A 16,234-nucleotide genomic window follows, 5' to 3' on the forward strand; every position below is an offset into this window, starting at 1 on the left:
TTTGCATTAAAAAGGAGCCTAAGGCTCCTTTTTTTATAATTAATTTAAACGAGTCGGGGAAAATTGTTGAACTTTAATGTGGTTATCCCCATATACTTGAGTAATCTTTTAAATAAATGAAGTGCGAAGAGAAATATAATGACGCTTGAGAGAACCGACCAAGTCGAAATCCCAGTGCTAGCACTGCGCGATGTTGTGGTGTACCCACACATGGTGATCCCGCTTTTTGTAGGCCGTGAAAAATCAATAAAATGCCTAGAAGCGGCAATGGACAAAGACAAACAAATTTTCTTGGTTGCACAAAAAGATGCAACTGTAGACGAACCAGAGCAGGATGATATTTATCGCATTGGTACTATTGCTACTGTACTTCAATTATTAAAACTTCCTGACGGAACAGTGAAAGTATTGGTAGAAGGCACCCAGCGCGCTGAGATCAAAGATTTTGTTGATAATGATGATTTTTTTGTTGCCAATGCTCAATTCATTGAATCTGATTTAATTGATGAACAAGAGCAAGATGTATTTATTCGAAGCGCAATTAGCCAATTTGAAGGTTACGTAAAGCTCAATAAAAAAATTCCACCGGAAGTACTCACTTCGGTATCAGGTATTGATGAACCTGCGCGCCTCGCTGATACAATGGCTGCGCACATGCCTTTAAAAGTACCTGAAAAACAAAAGGTGCTAGAAATTTCAAGCGTGACAGAGCGCTTGGAATACTTAATGGCGCTTATGGAAGGTGAAATCGACTTATTACAAGTTGAGAAAAAAATCCGTACCCGCGTTAAAAAGCAGATGGAAAAATCTCAGCGTGAGTATTACCTCAACGAGCAAATGAAAGCTATTCAAAAGGAGCTTGGCGAGCTTGATGATGTTCCTGATGAGTTTGAAGCGCTGAAAAAGCGTATTGAAGAATCGGGCATGTCATCAGAAGCGCAAGAAAAAGCCACGACAGAACTTAATAAACTTAAGATGATGTCGCCAATGTCTGCTGAGGCAACGGTTGTGCGTTCTTACATCGATACATTAATCAATGTGCCATGGAAAAAACGTTCAAAAGTTAAAAAAGATTTGGCTGGTGCACAAAAAATACTAGACAGTGAGCACCATGGCCTCGATAAAGTTAAAGAACGCATTTTAGAGTACCTCGCGGTACAACAACGTACCAACAAGCTTAAAGGTCCTATTCTGTGTTTAGTTGGTCCTCCTGGTGTTGGTAAAACATCACTTGGTCAGTCTATTGCGCGCTCCACTGGACGTAAATATATTCGTATGGCACTTGGTGGTGTTCGTGATGAAGCCGAAATTCGTGGCCACCGTCGAACTTACATTGGTTCTATGCCAGGTAAGTTGATTCAAAATATGACAAAAGTGGGGGTTAAAAACCCATTATTTTTATTAGATGAAATTGACAAAATGTCTTCAGACATGCGCGGAGATCCGGCTTCAGCATTGCTAGAAGTGCTCGATCCTGAACAAAACAGTCATTTTGCTGATCACTACTTAGAGGTCGATTTTGATTTATCGGATGTTATGTTTGTAGCTACTTCAAATAGCTTTAACATCCCGGGTCCTCTTTTAGACCGTATGGAAGTTATTCGTTTGTCAGGTTACACCGAAGATGAAAAGCTTAATATCGCCAAAGAGCACCTGATCACTAAGCAAGTAAAGCGTAACGGCTTAAAAGAGCATGAGATTGAAATAGACGACAGTGCCATTATCGGCATTATTCGTTATTACACCCGTGAAGCCGGTGTGCGTAATCTAGAGCGAGAAATTTCTAAGCTGTGTCGTAAGGCAGTTAAAAATATTTTAATTGAAAAAGACACCAAAACGGTGACTATCAATCAAGATAACTTAGAAGAGTATTTAGGCGTACAACGTTTTGACTATGGTAAAGCAGAAGACGGTGATCGTATTGGTCAAGTTACGGGTCTTGCTTGGACCGAGGTTGGTGGTGATTTGCTAACCATCGAATGTGCTGCCGTGCCAGGTAAAGGTAAACTGACTTACACGGGTTCACTTGGCGATGTTATGCAAGAGTCGATTCAAGCAGCAATGACCGTTGTTCGTAATCGTGCTGATACATTCCGTATTAATAGCGATTTTTACGAAAAACGCGACATACACGTTCACGTACCTGAAGGTGCAACACCAAAAGATGGTCCAAGTGCTGGTGCAGCCATGGTGACGGGATTGGTGTCGAGCTTAACAGGTAACCCAGTTAAAGCTGATGTTGCTATGACTGGCGAAATAACCCTTCGTGGTGAAGTTTTGCCTATTGGTGGTTTAAAAGAGAAATTACTCGCGGCACACCGTGGTGGAATAAAAACCGTTATTATTCCAAAAATTAACGAGCGTGACTTAAAAGAGATACCTGAAAATGTGCTTGCAGGTCTTGATATTCATCCAGTGACATGGATTGATGAGGTGCTGAAGCTTGCTTTAGTGCATCCTGTTGAGAGTTTTTCAGTCGAAACAGAAAAAAAGCAGTAAAAAACGCAAAAAAAGTGCTTTTTAGGGCTTTTCAAATCTAAACGGTATGATAAGTTAAGCACTGGTTTTCAAGCCTAGGCCTTATGTGGCCTAGGCTCAAGAAAAATATAATCATGTGAGCATTACAAGTTTGCTCTAAAATTTTCAAAAAAGTGATGTTAGTTTAAAAAACCATCGCTCTTGATAATAACAATGAAAGAGGATGATATTGTGAATAAATCTCAATTAATCGATCAAATCGCAGCTGATGCTGACATTTCTAAAGCGGCTGCAGGTCGTGCACTTGATTCATTCATCGAATCTGTATCTGGCGCGCTAAAAGACGGCGATTCAGTTGCACTTGTTGGTTTTGGTACTTTCTCAGTGCGTGAACGTGCTGCACGAGCTGGCCGTAACCCACAAACTGGTGAAACTATTCAAATTGCTGCTGCAAACATTCCAGCTTTCAAAGCCGGTAAAGCGCTTAAAGACTCAGTAAACTAATCATTTTTTTAAACAGATTAGTTATGGCGAAAGTAAAGTTACTTAATCAGCCTAACCGTTGAATTGGGTAACTTTACCGCTAGTTACTTCAAGTGAAAAAGCGTATCTGGTAAGATACGCTTTTTTTACATGTGACAAGGTATTAAACCTTGATCAAAAAGAGATAAACAAATGCTTGAGAAAATCAGAGAAGGTTCGCAAGGACCTGTAGCCAAAATAATTTTAGGCGCGGTGATTTTATCTTTTGCTTTAGCAGGGATCGGTAGTTACCTAGGTCAAACCACGGAACAACCTGTTGCTGAAGTAAACGGAGTTAAAATTAGCCAAACGGAATTTAACCGTGCGTATCAAAACGAACGTAATCGATTAGAGCAACAATTTGGTGAGTACTTTACACAAATTGCTGCAGATCCAAATTATATGGCACAAATTCGTCAAGGTGTCATTGACCGCTTAGTACAACAAGAATTGCAATCACAGCTAGCGGCAGAATTAGGCCTTCGCGTAAGCGATGACACAGTTCGTAAAACAATTTTAGAATTACCTTATTTCCAACTTGGTGATAAATTTAATAACGATCGTTATTTACAAGTAATTCGCCAAATGAACTTCCAACCGGATACATTTCGTGAGTATCTTCGCGAAGACATGACGCGTAGCCAACTAGTATCTGCGGTTGCAGGCACAGACTTTGCGCTTGAAAGCGAACTTAAAAGTGCTATTGCACTTCAACAACAAACTCGTAGCATTGATTATTTAGTAATAAATAAAGAAGCGCTTGCAGCGAGTGTTGAAGTATCAGAGCAAGAAGTTTCAGATTACTACGACCTAAACGCATCACAGTTTTTATCACCAGAGCTTATTTCTGTAAATTATGTTGAACTAAAAGCTGAGAACATCACGGTTGCTTCGGTTATGGAAGAAGATGTTAAAGCATACTACGAGCAAAATAAGGCACAATATGTTGAGCCTGAAAAACGCCGTGTATCGCATATTTTAATAGATAACAGTGAAGACGATGATGCTGCAAAAGCAAAAGTAGATGCTCTTTACGCTGAACTTCAACAAGGTGCTGACTTTGCACAGCTAGCAGAATCTTCATCTGATGACATCGTTAGCGCTGAGATGGGCGGCGATCTTGATTGGATTGAACGTGATGTAATGGACCCAGCATTTGAAGACGCAGCATTTTCACTTGAAGCGAAAGGCGACTTTTCAGAAGTGGTTACATCAGAATTTGGTTACCACATCATTAAACTTACTGATATTCAGCCACAGCAAGTTAAAGCATTTGATGACGTGAAAGCTGATCTACGCGCTGAACTAGAGCGTGCCGAGAAAATAGACGCGTTTTACGATAAGCAAACAGAAATGGGTGCAATTGCGTTTGAAATTTCAGACCGTTTAGATGATGCAGCAGAAGTTGCTGAACTAGAAGTTAAGTCAACTCCTCTTCTAGCACTAAACGCCTTACCTGAGCCGCTAAACACTCCAGCTGTAGTTGCAGCTCTTACATCAGTTGACCTACTGGAAGACAAAGTGAACTCTGAGGTTATTGAGTTAGGTGATGAGCATATTGTTATTGTGCGCATAAACGAGCATCAACCAGCGTCAACTAAACCGCTAAGTGAAGTAAGCGAGCAAATTAAAACACGCCTAGTTAATGAAAAGTCGTCTGAGCTTGCAAAAGATAAAGCGCGTAGTTTGTTTGCTGAGCTACAGTCGGGTAAGAGTTTGAACGATATTGCTACTGAACAAAGTTTAACGCTTCGTCAAGAGCCACAACTAAATCGTCAAAGCTTTGCTGTATCGCCTGCGATTGTTACTCAGGCCTTTAAAATGGCTCACCCAGCAGATACTGCAGTAGTTGATGTTGTTGATTTGAATAACGGTGATGCAGCCATTGTTGCACTTAACTCAGTAACAGATGCTGCCGTGACCGCTGACATTGACCCACAAGCTAAACAAAGTATTACAATGGCACAAGCGAACAAAAACTATATGGTATTTATAGAGTCGCTTAAAGCTAAAGCTGAGCTTAATTTACCTGTAGTTGAGCAAGCTGCTGAATAAATTAATTTAAGTTATTTAAAAGGCGCCTTGAGCGCCTTTTTTATTGTTTTGAATTCGGATGTGCTTTTACCATTGCGTAATAATACTCATCATTTTATGGGGCTAGATAGGCCTCGCAATAAATTCAATACGATTACCGCTAGGCTCTCTTATCATCATGTGTCGCGCAGGGCCTTTACCTAAATTCTCTGGTGCAAATTCTATAGCAATATTATTTTGCATTTTTAAGTGTTTGTGCAGCTTGCTTAACTTTCGGTGTTTTTCAACACTGAGTGCTAAATGGTGTAGGCCTACATTTTCTGATTGATTAAACGCTACACGTTTTTCATCATTCTTAACTCGCCACAATGTAATGATTGTTTTTTTATTAGATAAAAAGTAAGCAGGATAAGTCGCATCATTTCCCACCACTTTAAAACCAAGTACATCAGTAAAAAACACCTTAGATGAATCTAAATCTGAAACTGTTAAACCTAAATGATCGATTCCGCCAACCCAGTTTTTAACTTTGTTAGGGGTATCGGCAATAGCAGAAGTAGATAAGAGCAGTAGGGGAGTAATGCTAAGTAGTGTGTGTTTGAGCATGGAGTGGCCTTGTTAAAAAGCAAAAGTTAATAACAAGACCCTTCTAAAACGCACTTACATTACAAAAACTACATTAACAGCTTAATAGCCGCTGTGTTATTTTTGATTGAGGGTTATTAAATACACTTTCGGTTAAACCATATTCAACCACTTCGCCTTTATCAAGCACAATTACTTGGTCACTAATATGGCGTACTAAACTAAGGTGGTGGGTGATCATGACATACGTTAAACCTGTTTCACGTTGTAACTTAAGTAATAAATTTACTATTTGGGCACGTATAGATGGGTCTAATGACGATACAGCTTCATCAAGTACCATTACTTTAGGGTCTAAAATAAGTGCTCTGGCAAAAGCCACACGTTGCAATTGACCAACGCTGAACATATGCGGGTAATAATGTTGGTGATCAACTAATAACCCCACTTTAGAAAGTGTTGAATTTATTTTTTCTGCCCGTTCTTCTTCATCAAAGTCAGTATTATACTGCAAGCAATCATCAAGCATGTCGCCAATAGTGAGACCAGGGTTTAACGACGCTCCCGAGTCTTGAAAAATCATTCTAATGTGACGACATTGGTTATCTCGAATACCGTTGTCTTCGATTATATTGCCTTCTAATAATATTTGCCCTGAGTTAGCATTATCTGCACCGGCAAGGAGTTTTGCGAGGGTACTTTTACCCGACCCGGTTTCGCCAATTACAGCAATGGTTTCACCTTTGCCAATACAAAATGAAATATTTTTTAGTACTTCAAACTTTTTCCGTTTAAATAAACCTGCCCGCACATCAAATGTTTTAGATAGCGCTTGTACCTTAAGAGTAGGTTGCATTACTTCATCTCCTTTATGAGCGGAAAATGACATGCATAGCTGTGACCACTGTGTTTAGTTAGTGTAGGAGTTATCACACATTCTTTTTGTGCCTGTGGGCAGCGAGGTCCAAGGCGACAACCAATTGGTAAATGTTGTAAGGTTGGGATAGTGCCTTTAAGTGCATAAAACGGTTCTTTATGTGCCAAACCTTGTTCGTAATCGGGTAAGCTTTTTAACAGGGCCTGAGTATAAGGATGGCGAGGCTGCTTAAATATTTTATGGGTAGGGCCTGCCTCAACCATTTGGCCGCAATATAAAACGTGAATACCATGTGACCAATCGGCAATTTCTTCAAGCTCATGTGAAATCATTAAAATAGACATATTTTTTAGCTGATTAAGACTTTTTAACAATCTGAATACTTGTGCCCGAGTTGTACTCTCTAGCGCTGTAGTGGGCTCGTCAGCAATTAAAAGCTTAGGTGTGCGAGCAATCGCCATAGCAATCATTACCTTTTGACACACACCTTCAGAGAGCTCGTGAGGGTAGCTATCAAGTACGGCTTCATGATTTTTTATGCCGACTTTGTGAATAAGCGCCTTAACTCGGTCTTTTCGGTCTCTATTACGTTTTAAAAAGAACCCTTTGCGAGCAACTTCTGGCAGTGTTTCAGCAATTTGATTAAAAATTTTCGCCGTAGGGTCTAGGCACCGGCTTGGATCTTGGTAGATCATCGCAATGTCTTTGCTTACAGTTTGCCTGCGTTGTTCAGGAGTTAGGCGCATTAAGTCAACACCCCGCCAATGGATTCGGTCAGCGGTTATATTCCAGCGTTCATTTAAAACACCAACAATGGCTTTTGCTATAAGGCTTTTACCGGAACCAGATTCACCTACAAGCGCATGTACTTCACCTTCTTTTAAACTAAAGCTGACTCTATCTACCGCTCTTATAACGGTTTCTGAAGTACGCAGTTCAATGGTTAAGTTTCTTACATCAAGTAATTGCATTTAATCGGCCTTACGCTCTTTTAGCACTTGTCTAAGTCCATCGCCTACTAAATTGGTTGATAATACCGCTAAAAATAATAATACCCCTGGCAAAGCAACCGTCCAAGGAGCCAAATAAATTAAGCCAAGATTTTCTGCCAAAATAGCCCCCCACTCGGTGGTAGGAGGTTGTGCACCGAGCTTTAAAAAACCCAACGCAGAAATATCTAGTATGGCCGTAGACAATGCCATAGTAAAAATAACCACAATATGTTCGTAAATATTGGGAAAAATACCACGAGATATAATATGCCAATTTGAAGCGCCGTCGAGCTTAAACGCGGTGATATAGTCTTTGCTCAGCTCTTCTACTATTAGGTTTCTGATTGAATGAATAAACTGGGGTAGTAACGCTAAAATAATTGCCCATACGGTATTCATTAAGCCAGGGCCAAGCACTGCGATAATAATAATAGCTAACAACAATGAGGGTATTGAAAGAGTGATATCAAGTAGGTGATTTAAAAAGCTTGAACGGATACCACGGCTAATGCCTGCAAAAGTACCGACTAATACGCCTATTATAGTCGTTAGTAACGCGGCGACCACGGATAAACCAAAGGTATAAGTTGCGCCGTTCATTAATCGCGACAACACATCACGCCCTAAATCGTCTGTTCCCAAAATAAAGCGCACGTCGCCCATTTCATGCCATGAAGGCGGAATAAGTAGTGCATCGCTGTGCTGCTGGTTTACCCCATAAGGCGCTAAAAATGGTGCACTGGCAGCAAGTAAGGCAAATGCTATAAACACCCATAAACCAACAAGGGCAGGGTGATTGTTTTTAAATTTTCGCCAAAATCGCGCAAGTGGCGATTTATTCGACTCTTCAGAAAATACTTTAAACTTTGCCATGGGCTTGGTTCCGTGAGAGTGGGTCGAATAAACTGTAAAGAAGTTCGGTTACTATGGTTGCTAAAATTACAAACAATGACACAGCCATTAAGCCGCCTTGAATGGCAGGAAAATCTCGTTGGTAAATACTGTCTATTAACCAGCGGCCAATACCAGGCCATGAAAAAATGACCTCGGTGATCATAGCAAGCGTAATCAATGTACTAAATTGCAAACCAATTTTTTTTATGACCGGTAAAAGCGCGTTACGCAGCGCGTGATGCAAAATTAACTGACGTCGGTTCAATCCTTTTGCTCGCGCTGTTTTTATGAAGTTTTGATCCATTATTTTTAACATTGACTCTCGGGTAAAGCGCACAAGTACAGTTGTTGGGTACATGGCAAGTACTATGGTTGGTAATGTTAAATGATGTAATGCGTCAGTAAATGCCATGCCTTTATATGGAAAACCTGCTAACGCAATATCAATCAACATAAACCCAGTAGATGGCGGAATTTCATAAAGAAGCCCCATTCTGCCCGACATTGGAAACCACCCCAATTTGAGAGAAAAAATCATAATTAGTAATAAAGCCAACCAAAATACAGGCATAGAATAGCCCACAATAGTCGTTGAATTAATGAGCTTGTCGGGCCAGCGATTGTAATATGCTGAACCTAAAATTCCTGCAGGCACACCAATAAAAATAGACACAATAAGTGCATAAACACTAAGCTCTAGCGTTGCCGGTAATAGATCAAGAATATGCGAGAACACATTGTCGCCAGAGGCAAACGATAAGCCCCAATCGCCTTGAAAAACACGACCCAAAAAAGCGATGTATTGAGTGAAGTAATTGCTGTTATATTGATACTTATCTTCTAGTTGAGTATTTTGCGAGAAGTTATTGCTTGGCACACCACTTAAATTACTTAACGGATCTCCAGGGAATAAATAAGCGAGAGAAAACGTAAATATGCTTAGCATTAATAGCATAAAAAGTAATAAACCAAGGCGGCGTAAAATATAATCAAGGATCATTACTTTTTCCTCGCATTGGCTAACGAAATAGCACCAAATGGGCCAAGTGTTATGCCTTCAACATCGGCACTACTTGCTTGAAACCGCAGGCCATGAGCAATTGGTAGCAAGGGTAATTCATCCATAATGAGCGATTGCACATCGGCATAATATTTTTTTCGCATTAATATATCGGTGGTATCGAGTGCTTGCGCTAATAATAAATCAAATTTTGGGTTGCACCAATTAGCGGGGTTTTTACCACTAAATGTTGCAGAGCAACTTAATAAAGGGCTAAAAAAATTATCTGGGTCAGGCGTGTCTGCTGCCCAGCCAAGTAACACGCTATCGTGGCGGTGCTCACCAATGCGTTGAATAAACGTATTCCACTCGTACTCTACAATATTTACGTTAACGCCTATTTTGCGCAAATCACTTTGCATCAGCTCAGCCATTTTACGCGCATTTGGATTATAAATACGGCTTACCGGCATAGCCCAAATATTCATATCAAACCCATCTTTTAAGCCTGCTTCTGCAAGCAAACTTTTGGCAAGATCGGGGTCAAACAATGGCATCGATGTTTGGGCATCAAATGCCCAAGACGTGGGCGGTAACATCGACTCGGCTCGTGTTCCGTTGCCGTAATACACCGCTTGCATTATTTTATCTGTATCGATTGCATGTGCAAGCGCCTTACGAACTCGAATATCGTCAAAAGGTGGGCGTTCTGTGTTAAAAGCCCAATAGCCAACATTAAGGTTCGTTTCTTTTTCAATATTAATATCTTCACGCTGGGCTAAAATACTCAACTGAGCACTACTAGGATGAGCCGCTAAGTCGCACTCTTTAGTAAGTAGTTTTGCGATTCGGGCTGTGCCATTCGGGGTAATATCGTAAACAAGTTGTTCAAGAGCGACGTCGTGTTTCCAATAATCAGGATTACGGTAAAAGCGGACTAAATTATCTCGGCGATATTCACGATAAATATAAGGACCAGTGCCTACAGGGTATTGATCAAATAACCCTTCTTGTTCGGCTGCTTTGCGTTTCATTGCATATTCTGCGGATAAAACTACCGCAAAATCTGTTGCCATATTGGCTAAAAAGCTGCTTTCAGCATTAAATAACTCAAACCTGACTTGGTAGTCAGACACCCTAACAATTTTTCGGATAAGCTGATCAACACCTACACTTTGAAAATAAGGGTAACTTGCATCACCCACAAAATGATAAGGGTTGTAAACGTCAAATAATCGGCTAAAGGTAAAAATAACGTCATCGGCATTAAATGTGCGTGTAGGAGTAAAGTACGCAGTCGTATGAAACGGCACGTTTTGTCGTAAAGTAAATGTGACAGACTTACCATCTTTACTTACTTTCCAATCTGTAGCGAGTTCACTTTGAAACTCTGCAGTAACCGGATCAATACTTATCAAACGGTCATAAAGCTGATTTGCAATAATATCAATAGTTGAGCCTGTGGTTGTTACTTGTGGGTTAAACGACACAGGGTTTGCTTCGGCGCAATATACCAAGCCTTGGCTTTTTTCTTCAATAACGCGTTCTTCACTATCTAAGCAGCCAACTAAAGGGACGGCTAGTAAAGTAAGTAAAAATTTATGCACACGCATAACCTCTAACTATTGTTGATCCAACAAATTGTATTTTTTTAGATACCCACGTAATTGATGATACGTTAAACTAAGTACTTCTGCAGTTTTCTTTTGATTAAATTGGCTGTGCTCAAGCGCTTTATTAATCATATTTATTTCAAACTCATTTGAGCGCTCTTTTAAGCTACAAGGAAATTGAATATCAGCGTCTACTTTTTGCTCAGAAATGCTTACAGGCGCGGCAACTGAAATAGGCTCAGCACTTACATGCTGTGGAGTTATGGGAGCTTTAATACGCGCTTTTGGCCTAAATGGACTCTCGAATGGGTCTAAAATAATCTGGTGAACGGGAATATGTTCACTACCGTGGCGATACAAACTACGCTCAACCACATTTTTAAGCTCACGAATATTTCCTGGCCAATCATACGATAAAAGTGTTTCTGTAGCGCTTCGGGTAAAGCCACTGAATAACTCCCACTCTAAATCGCGTGCCATGTTCATCGCAAACTGCTCTGCAAGCAGCATAATATCGTCTTGACGTTCACGCAGTGGAGGGAGGGTAATTACATCAAATGCTAATCGGTCCAACAAATCGCTTCTAAATTCACCTTGTTCTGCAAGATATGGTAAGTCTTCATTGGTGGCGCATACTAAGCGGGTGTCAACTTTAACAGTTTGCTTACCGCCAACGCGTTCAAACTCACCGTACTCTATAACGCGAAGAAGCTTTTCTTGTACCATGGCAGATGTATTTGCTAATTCATCCAAAAATAGCGTACCGCTGTTAGCGCGTTCAAAACGGCCTTCGTGGCGTTTACTGGCCCCGGTAAATGCGCCGCTTTCATGACCAAATAATTCGCTTTCGAGCAGGTTTTCGTTCAAGGCTGCACAGTTTAGCTTTACGTAGTTTTGATCCCAACGCTTAGATAAAAAATGTAAGCGAGCAGCAATAAGCTCTTTACCTGTGCCTCGTTCGCCAATAATAAGCACCGGCTTATCTAAATTAGCGAGTTGCGATACTTGATCCAACACCGATAAAAAGCTGTCTGATTGGCCTAGTAAATTGTCTTGTTGGCGATATTGGCTCATATTCCCTAAGTCTTGGTCATTTTTACTAACTGTTAGTGTATTTCATAATTATGAATAACTAAAGTAATTTGTATATTTAGTTTAACTTAATGAAAATAAAGTGTATTTTGTTTTTTAAAAAGTTGGCAAGCATATTGATACTAGTTAAAGCAGACTAACTAAGTTTTAATTACAGAGGTAAATGTTATGGGAATTTTTTCACGTTTTGCAGATATTGTTAATTCTAATATCAATGCCATTTTAGATAAAGCAGAAGACCCAGAAAAAATGGTGCGTCTGATTATCCAAGAAATGGAAGATACACTGGTAGAGGTGCGTTCTACGTCAGCTAAAACTTTGGCTGAGAAAAAAGAAATTGTTCGCCGCCTAGATACACTTAAAGTTCAAGTAAGTGACTGGCAAGAAAAAGCTGAGTTAGCACTTAGTAAAGACCGCGAAGATTTAGCACGTTCAGCATTACTCGAAAAGCAAAAGTCGGCAGATGCAGTGAGTGCTGTTGAAGGTGAACTTGAGCATGTAGAGTCTCATATTGAGAAGCTTCAGCAAGAAGTGACCACACTACAAGAAAAGTTAGCTGATGCTAAATCACGTCAAAAGGCAATAATTCTTCGCCAGCGTTCAGCTGAGTCGCGCCTAGAAGTGAAAAAAGCACTTGATAGCTCTAAAGTAGAAGACGCACTTAATCGCTTTGAACGTTACGAAACTAAAATTGATGGACTAGAATCTCAAATAGAGTCTTACGATTTAGGTAAGCAAACGTTAGCAGACGAAATTGCTGATTTACAAAAAAATGAAAAAATTGATGATGAGCTAGCTGAACTTAAAAAGAAGCTTGCTGATAAGTAATTTATACAGGGGCATGTAATGTGCCCCACTGCTTAACATATTTGAACGGATTGTCAGGAGAGGATTATGTTTGATCCAGAGATACTAGTTGCACCATTTATCTTATTTATGATTTTTGTTGCGCCACTGTGGTTAATTTTACACTACCGTAGCAAAAAGCAAGTCAGCCAAGGTTTAAGTGAACATGAACACCGCCAATTACTCGAACTAGCACATAAAGCTGAACGCATGGCTGATAGAGTAGAAACACTTGAAGCATTGCTTGATCAAGAGTCACCACAATGGAGACGCAAAATATGAATGCCAAACGCGAATTATTAAGAGACCCACAGCGCGGTAAAATAGCCGGAGTGTGTGCGGGATTAAGTGACTACTTTAATATGGAGTTATGGTTAGTTCGCATTATATTTGTTAGTGCGGTACTGCTAGCAGGTGGCCCATTATTTGTGGTAGCGTATATTGCAGCGTGGTTTATTTTAGACAAAAAAGAGCCAACGACTGCACATACCAGTAGTTCAACCAAAGCTGACGATCCGTTAGAAGTAAAATTTAAAGTATGGCAAAAGGGTGAGCCTCCGCGCCGCGCTTTACAAGATTTAAAAGAGCGTTTAGCGCGAGTAGATACACGCCTTCAAGATATGGAACGCCACGTTACCTCTAGCGAGTTTACGGTAAGCCGTGAAATCAATAAACTTTAAAGGATTTAATGGCACTTTATTAGGTGATTAAGCATCAATGAAGTGCTAGCCCATTATGAGTCGTACTTCATTTGCTAAAAAGACCTTTAAAAGTATTAAAGGCAGTGCACAAAAAGCCCTTCACCGAAGTTTAGATCAGCATGTGAAATTGGCTGTTACCGGGTTAAGTGGTAGCGGTAAAACCGCCTTTATTACAGCCTTAGTAAAGCAATTAACGACACAAGCAAACGATAAAAACCTCCCGTTTTTTGACGTAATGCGAGAGCATCGCCATATTGCTACCAAAGTTGTACCGCAAGAGGCGCTTAACGTTCCCACTTTTGATTATACGCGTGCGCTTAATTCTCTTTTACCAAGTGACGGCGAACCAAAATGGCCCGCATCGACTGAGCGCATTAATACACTTCGTTTGGCAATAAAATATCAGAGCAATACGGGTTTACGTGGGCATTTTTCACCGCAATCCACGTTGTACTTAGATATTATAGATTACCCCGGCGAGTGGTTACTTGACTTACCCATGCTTGAGCAAAGCTATGAGCAGTGGTGTGATCTTCAATACCCCTTATTACTGCAACACCCGCGCGTAAATACGTCTAATGATTTTTTAAATGCGCTTGAGCAGCTTGACTTAAACGCACCTGTTGATGAGAGCTTACTTTCACAAATTGCTGAGCTTTACCAACATATGCTGGTGGGTCTTAAAAAAGACACCAAACTAGCTATGCTACAACCTGGGCGAATGCTAATGCCTAGTGACTTAAAAGGTGCGCCGCTATTATTATTTTTCCCTGTTAATTCTCAGCAGTTTAATAGCGGTGATATTATTGCGGGATCTAATTTAGAGCATCTTATTAAGCGCTTTAATGCTTATGTAAAAGAAGTGGTTAAGCCTTTTTACAACGAGCATTTTAAACATTTTGACCGTCAAATAGTGTTAGTCGATGTATTAAGTGCTTTAAACGAAGGCCATGCAACACTCCAAGAGCAAAGTAGCGTAATAAATCAATTACTCGCCCACTTTAATTACGGCGAGTCAGGCTTTTTCAAACGTTTATTTAAACCCAACATAGATAAAATACTCTTTGCGGCAAATAAATCAGATCACATCAGTGCCAAGCACCATAAAGACTTAGCATTACTGCTCGATTCGCTTGTGCATGAGCAAACTAACTATTTAAAATTCGATGGTGTGCAAATAGAAACCATGGCTATGTCGTCAATAACGGCTACGCAACCGCGCCAAATAAATGATAAAGGCCAAACGCTTGATTGTATTTATGGTAAACCTTTAAACGAGCAAGACTGGTTAACTTATTTACCGCCACAGCCGCCGAGGCGCATGCTTAGTAAAGCTGAATGGCCCGCACAAGGTTTTGAGTTTTTATCGTTTACGCCCATGCCATGCCCTGATAAACAACTAAAACACATTCGCCTTGATCATGTAATGCAGTACTTGTTAGGAGACAAATTATCATGAATGAGACACAACCTCAGTTTCAAGCAGGTCGCCGAATAGACACACAAGATGTTGAACAAATTGAACCCGCTTTAGTTCCTGCAAAAGTGATTGAGCACGGGCAAAGTAATGATAACGATGACTTTGATGACGAAACACTTGAGCCTGAAATTGATCTAACTCCAGTTTATAAAAAATCAAAATGGCAAACCTTAAAAGGTATTTTTGCGATTAGCTTTATTGTGCTTGTACTTTTAGAGTTTGCGTTTTCGTTAGTATTTACATTTCAGCAATCTATTATTTTAGGCAGTGTTTATTTAACCGCCGTTGTCAGCGGTGTAGTGTTAATTGGACGAATGTTGTGGCGAGAATATTCAATGTTGCGCAGTTTAAAACGTAACCAGTTGCATAGAGTTGAAGCCGATAGACTTTTAAATAGTGAGCAAGTAGGCGGGGCATTGCCTTGGCTTGAAAAGTTAAATAAACACCAACAGCTTGATAACTTCGACACTTTTAAAAGCCAAGTTGCAGAGCATCACAGCGATAAAGAAATAATGACACTATACGCAAATAGCTTATTGGTCACCCAAGATACTCAAGCGAAAAAGCTTATAAATCGTTTCGCAACCGAGTCCGCATTATTGGTTGCACTGAGCCCAATTGCGCTAGTGGATATGATGGCAGTATTGTGGCGTGGCACCAAGCTAATAGAGCAAATTGGTAAAATTTATGGCATTGGATTTGGCTATGCTAGTCGAATTAAGCTTTATCGCATGCTTATAAAGCAAGTCATGTTTGTGGGTAGTGCGGAGCTTGTATCTGATTTAGCGGCAACGGCGCTAAGTGCTGAGTTATTGGGTAAACTTTCTGGGCGAGCAGCACAAGGTGTCAGCGCTGGTATTTTTACAGCGCGTATAGGCTACAAAGCTATGGAGCTAAGTCGCCCTTTACCAAGGCTCGAGCACAAGCGGAGCTTGCTAAAAGAGACCGTACAAAGCATTGCAGGTAAAATTATAAAACGAGGAAAAACAGAGCCTACACAATAGCATGGAAATATTTGTGTACAGCTAAGCGGGTAAACTTTGCACAAATAGCCATCTGAGCATCCGGCATGCTTGTGATTTAAACTGTGGTACGTTTTTATCTATGTCACTAACAACAC

The 16,234-nt window shown here is 40.3% G+C and carries 15 protein-coding genes; 8 read left to right on the forward strand and 7 right to left on the reverse strand.

Annotated elements, in window-relative coordinates; genetic code table 11:
* The first annotated feature begins 138 nt into the window (after nucleotides 1-138).
* From lon to KZZ04_RS08915, 3 genes are all read left to right on the forward strand, one after another.
* A complete protein-coding gene (gene lon / locus KZZ04_RS08905) occupies nucleotides 139-2,499 on the forward strand; it encodes an endopeptidase La (RefSeq protein WP_058405729.1) in 2,361 nt (786 codons plus the stop codon).
* Between the two features lie 192 nt (nucleotides 2,500-2,691).
* Nucleotides 2,692-2,982 (forward strand): HU family DNA-binding protein, encoded by a 291-nt coding sequence (locus KZZ04_RS08910; protein ID WP_219422482.1) that lies wholly within the window; start codon nucleotides 2,692-2,694, stop codon nucleotides 2,980-2,982.
* 171 nt (nucleotides 2,983-3,153) lie between these two features.
* Nucleotides 3,154-5,055, forward strand: coding sequence for a SurA N-terminal domain-containing protein (locus tag KZZ04_RS08915; protein ID WP_219422484.1), 1,902 nt, complete (start codon nucleotides 3,154-3,156; stop codon nucleotides 5,053-5,055).
* 102 nt (nucleotides 5,056-5,157) lie between these two features.
* Here the strand turns inward: KZZ04_RS08915 and KZZ04_RS08920 are convergent, their stop codons facing one another.
* The 7 genes from KZZ04_RS08920 to pspF all read right to left on the reverse strand — a co-directional run bounded on the left by KZZ04_RS08920 (nucleotide 5,158) and on the right by pspF (nucleotide 12,069).
* The gene (locus KZZ04_RS08920) at nucleotides 5,158-5,640 is read right to left on the reverse strand and encodes a VOC family protein (RefSeq protein ID WP_219422486.1); all 483 of its coding nucleotides are present in this window, start codon (nucleotides 5,638-5,640) and stop codon (nucleotides 5,158-5,160) included.
* A gap of 73 nt (nucleotides 5,641-5,713) precedes the next feature.
* Entirely contained in the window at nucleotides 5,714-6,475 is a 762-nt protein-coding gene (locus tag KZZ04_RS08925) for an ABC transporter ATP-binding protein (RefSeq protein WP_058552888.1), read from the reverse strand.
* A complete protein-coding gene (locus KZZ04_RS08930) occupies nucleotides 6,475-7,467 on the reverse strand; it encodes an oligopeptide/dipeptide ABC transporter ATP-binding protein (protein WP_138527941.1) in 993 nt (330 codons plus the stop codon). The genes KZZ04_RS08925 and KZZ04_RS08930 overlap by 1 nt, the downstream gene beginning before the upstream one ends.
* Nucleotides 7,468-8,361, reverse strand: a complete 894-nt coding sequence (locus KZZ04_RS08935) for an ABC transporter permease subunit (RefSeq protein WP_058405724.1) — start codon at nucleotides 8,359-8,361, stop codon at nucleotides 7,468-7,470.
* On the reverse strand, nucleotides 8,348-9,382 hold the full coding sequence (locus tag KZZ04_RS08940) for an ABC transporter permease subunit (protein ID WP_219422488.1): 1,035 nt from the start codon (nucleotides 9,380-9,382) through the stop codon (nucleotides 8,348-8,350). Before KZZ04_RS08940 ends, KZZ04_RS08935 begins: the two co-directional genes overlap by 14 nt.
* Entirely contained in the window at nucleotides 9,382-10,989 is a 1,608-nt protein-coding gene (locus KZZ04_RS08945) for an ABC transporter substrate-binding protein (protein ID WP_219422490.1), read from the reverse strand. The genes KZZ04_RS08940 and KZZ04_RS08945 overlap by 1 nt, the downstream gene beginning before the upstream one ends.
* A 15-nt stretch (nucleotides 10,990-11,004) precedes the next feature.
* Nucleotides 11,005-12,069, reverse strand: a complete 1,065-nt coding sequence (pspF, locus tag KZZ04_RS08950) for a phage shock protein operon transcriptional activator (protein WP_219422492.1) — start codon at nucleotides 12,067-12,069, stop codon at nucleotides 11,005-11,007.
* 186 nt (nucleotides 12,070-12,255) lie between these two features.
* On the opposite strand from pspF, the gene pspA reads away from it, so the two are divergent.
* The 5 genes from pspA to KZZ04_RS08975 all read left to right on the forward strand — a co-directional run bounded on the left by pspA (nucleotide 12,256) and on the right by KZZ04_RS08975 (nucleotide 16,118).
* Nucleotides 12,256-12,915, forward strand: a complete 660-nt coding sequence (pspA, locus tag KZZ04_RS08955; protein WP_058405721.1) for a phage shock protein PspA — start codon at nucleotides 12,256-12,258, stop codon at nucleotides 12,913-12,915.
* Between the two features lie 66 nt (nucleotides 12,916-12,981).
* Nucleotides 12,982-13,215, forward strand: a complete 234-nt coding sequence (gene pspB, locus KZZ04_RS08960) for an envelope stress response membrane protein PspB (protein WP_058405720.1) — start codon at nucleotides 12,982-12,984, stop codon at nucleotides 13,213-13,215.
* Nucleotides 13,212-13,613, forward strand: coding sequence for an envelope stress response membrane protein PspC (gene pspC, locus KZZ04_RS08965; RefSeq protein WP_058552884.1), 402 nt, complete (start codon nucleotides 13,212-13,214; stop codon nucleotides 13,611-13,613). Before pspB ends, pspC begins: the two co-directional genes overlap by 4 nt.
* Nucleotides 13,614-13,668: 55 nt before the next feature.
* Nucleotides 13,669-15,093: a YcjX family protein gene (locus KZZ04_RS08970; RefSeq protein ID WP_219422494.1), complete on the forward strand. Its 1,425-nt coding sequence runs from the start codon at nucleotides 13,669-13,671 to the stop codon at nucleotides 15,091-15,093.
* Complete coding sequence (locus tag KZZ04_RS08975; RefSeq protein WP_219422496.1) at nucleotides 15,090-16,118, forward strand: TIGR01620 family protein; 1,029 nt, start codon at nucleotides 15,090-15,092, stop codon at nucleotides 16,116-16,118. The genes KZZ04_RS08970 and KZZ04_RS08975 overlap by 4 nt, the downstream gene beginning before the upstream one ends.
* Nucleotides 16,119-16,234: the final 116 nt, after the last annotated feature.

The organism is Pseudoalteromonas sp. CR1, assembly GCF_019392235.1.
Classification (GTDB): Bacteria; Pseudomonadota; Gammaproteobacteria; order Enterobacterales; family Alteromonadaceae; genus Pseudoalteromonas.

What these genes read in the sequence shown, in the direction of transcription:
- KZZ04_RS08910 (WP_219422482.1), top strand. Translation starts at nt 2,692, where the DNA reads ATGAAAGAGGATGATATTGTGAATAAATCTCAATTAATCGATCAAATC.
- KZZ04_RS08920 (WP_219422486.1), bottom strand. Translation starts at nt 5,640, where the DNA reads ATGCTCAAACACACACTACTTAGCATTACTCCCCTACTGCTCTTATCT.
- KZZ04_RS08915 (WP_219422484.1), top strand. Translation starts at nt 3,154, where the DNA reads ATGCTTGAGAAAATCAGAGAAGGTTCGCAAGGACCTGTAGCCAAAATA.
- KZZ04_RS08925 (WP_058552888.1), bottom strand. Translation starts at nt 6,475, where the DNA reads ATGCAACCTACTCTTAAGGTACAAGCGCTATCTAAAACATTTGATGTG.
- KZZ04_RS08935 (WP_058405724.1), bottom strand. Translation starts at nt 8,361, where the DNA reads ATGGCAAAGTTTAAAGTATTTTCTGAAGAGTCGAATAAATCGCCACTT.
- KZZ04_RS08975 (WP_219422496.1), top strand. Translation starts at nt 15,090, where the DNA reads ATGAATGAGACACAACCTCAGTTTCAAGCAGGTCGCCGAATAGACACA.
- pspA (WP_058405721.1), top strand. Translation starts at nt 12,256, where the DNA reads ATGGGAATTTTTTCACGTTTTGCAGATATTGTTAATTCTAATATCAAT.
- KZZ04_RS08940 (WP_219422488.1), bottom strand. Translation starts at nt 9,382, where the DNA reads ATGATCCTTGATTATATTTTACGCCGCCTTGGTTTATTACTTTTTATG.
- lon (WP_058405729.1), top strand. Translation starts at nt 139, where the DNA reads ATGACGCTTGAGAGAACCGACCAAGTCGAAATCCCAGTGCTAGCACTG.
- KZZ04_RS08970 (WP_219422494.1), top strand. Translation starts at nt 13,669, where the DNA reads ATGAGTCGTACTTCATTTGCTAAAAAGACCTTTAAAAGTATTAAAGGC.
- pspC (WP_058552884.1), top strand. Translation starts at nt 13,212, where the DNA reads ATGAATGCCAAACGCGAATTATTAAGAGACCCACAGCGCGGTAAAATA.
- pspB (WP_058405720.1), top strand. Translation starts at nt 12,982, where the DNA reads ATGTTTGATCCAGAGATACTAGTTGCACCATTTATCTTATTTATGATT.
- pspF (WP_219422492.1), bottom strand. Translation starts at nt 12,069, where the DNA reads ATGAGCCAATATCGCCAACAAGACAATTTACTAGGCCAATCAGACAGC.
- KZZ04_RS08930 (WP_138527941.1), bottom strand. Translation starts at nt 7,467, where the DNA reads ATGCAATTACTTGATGTAAGAAACTTAACCATTGAACTGCGTACTTCA.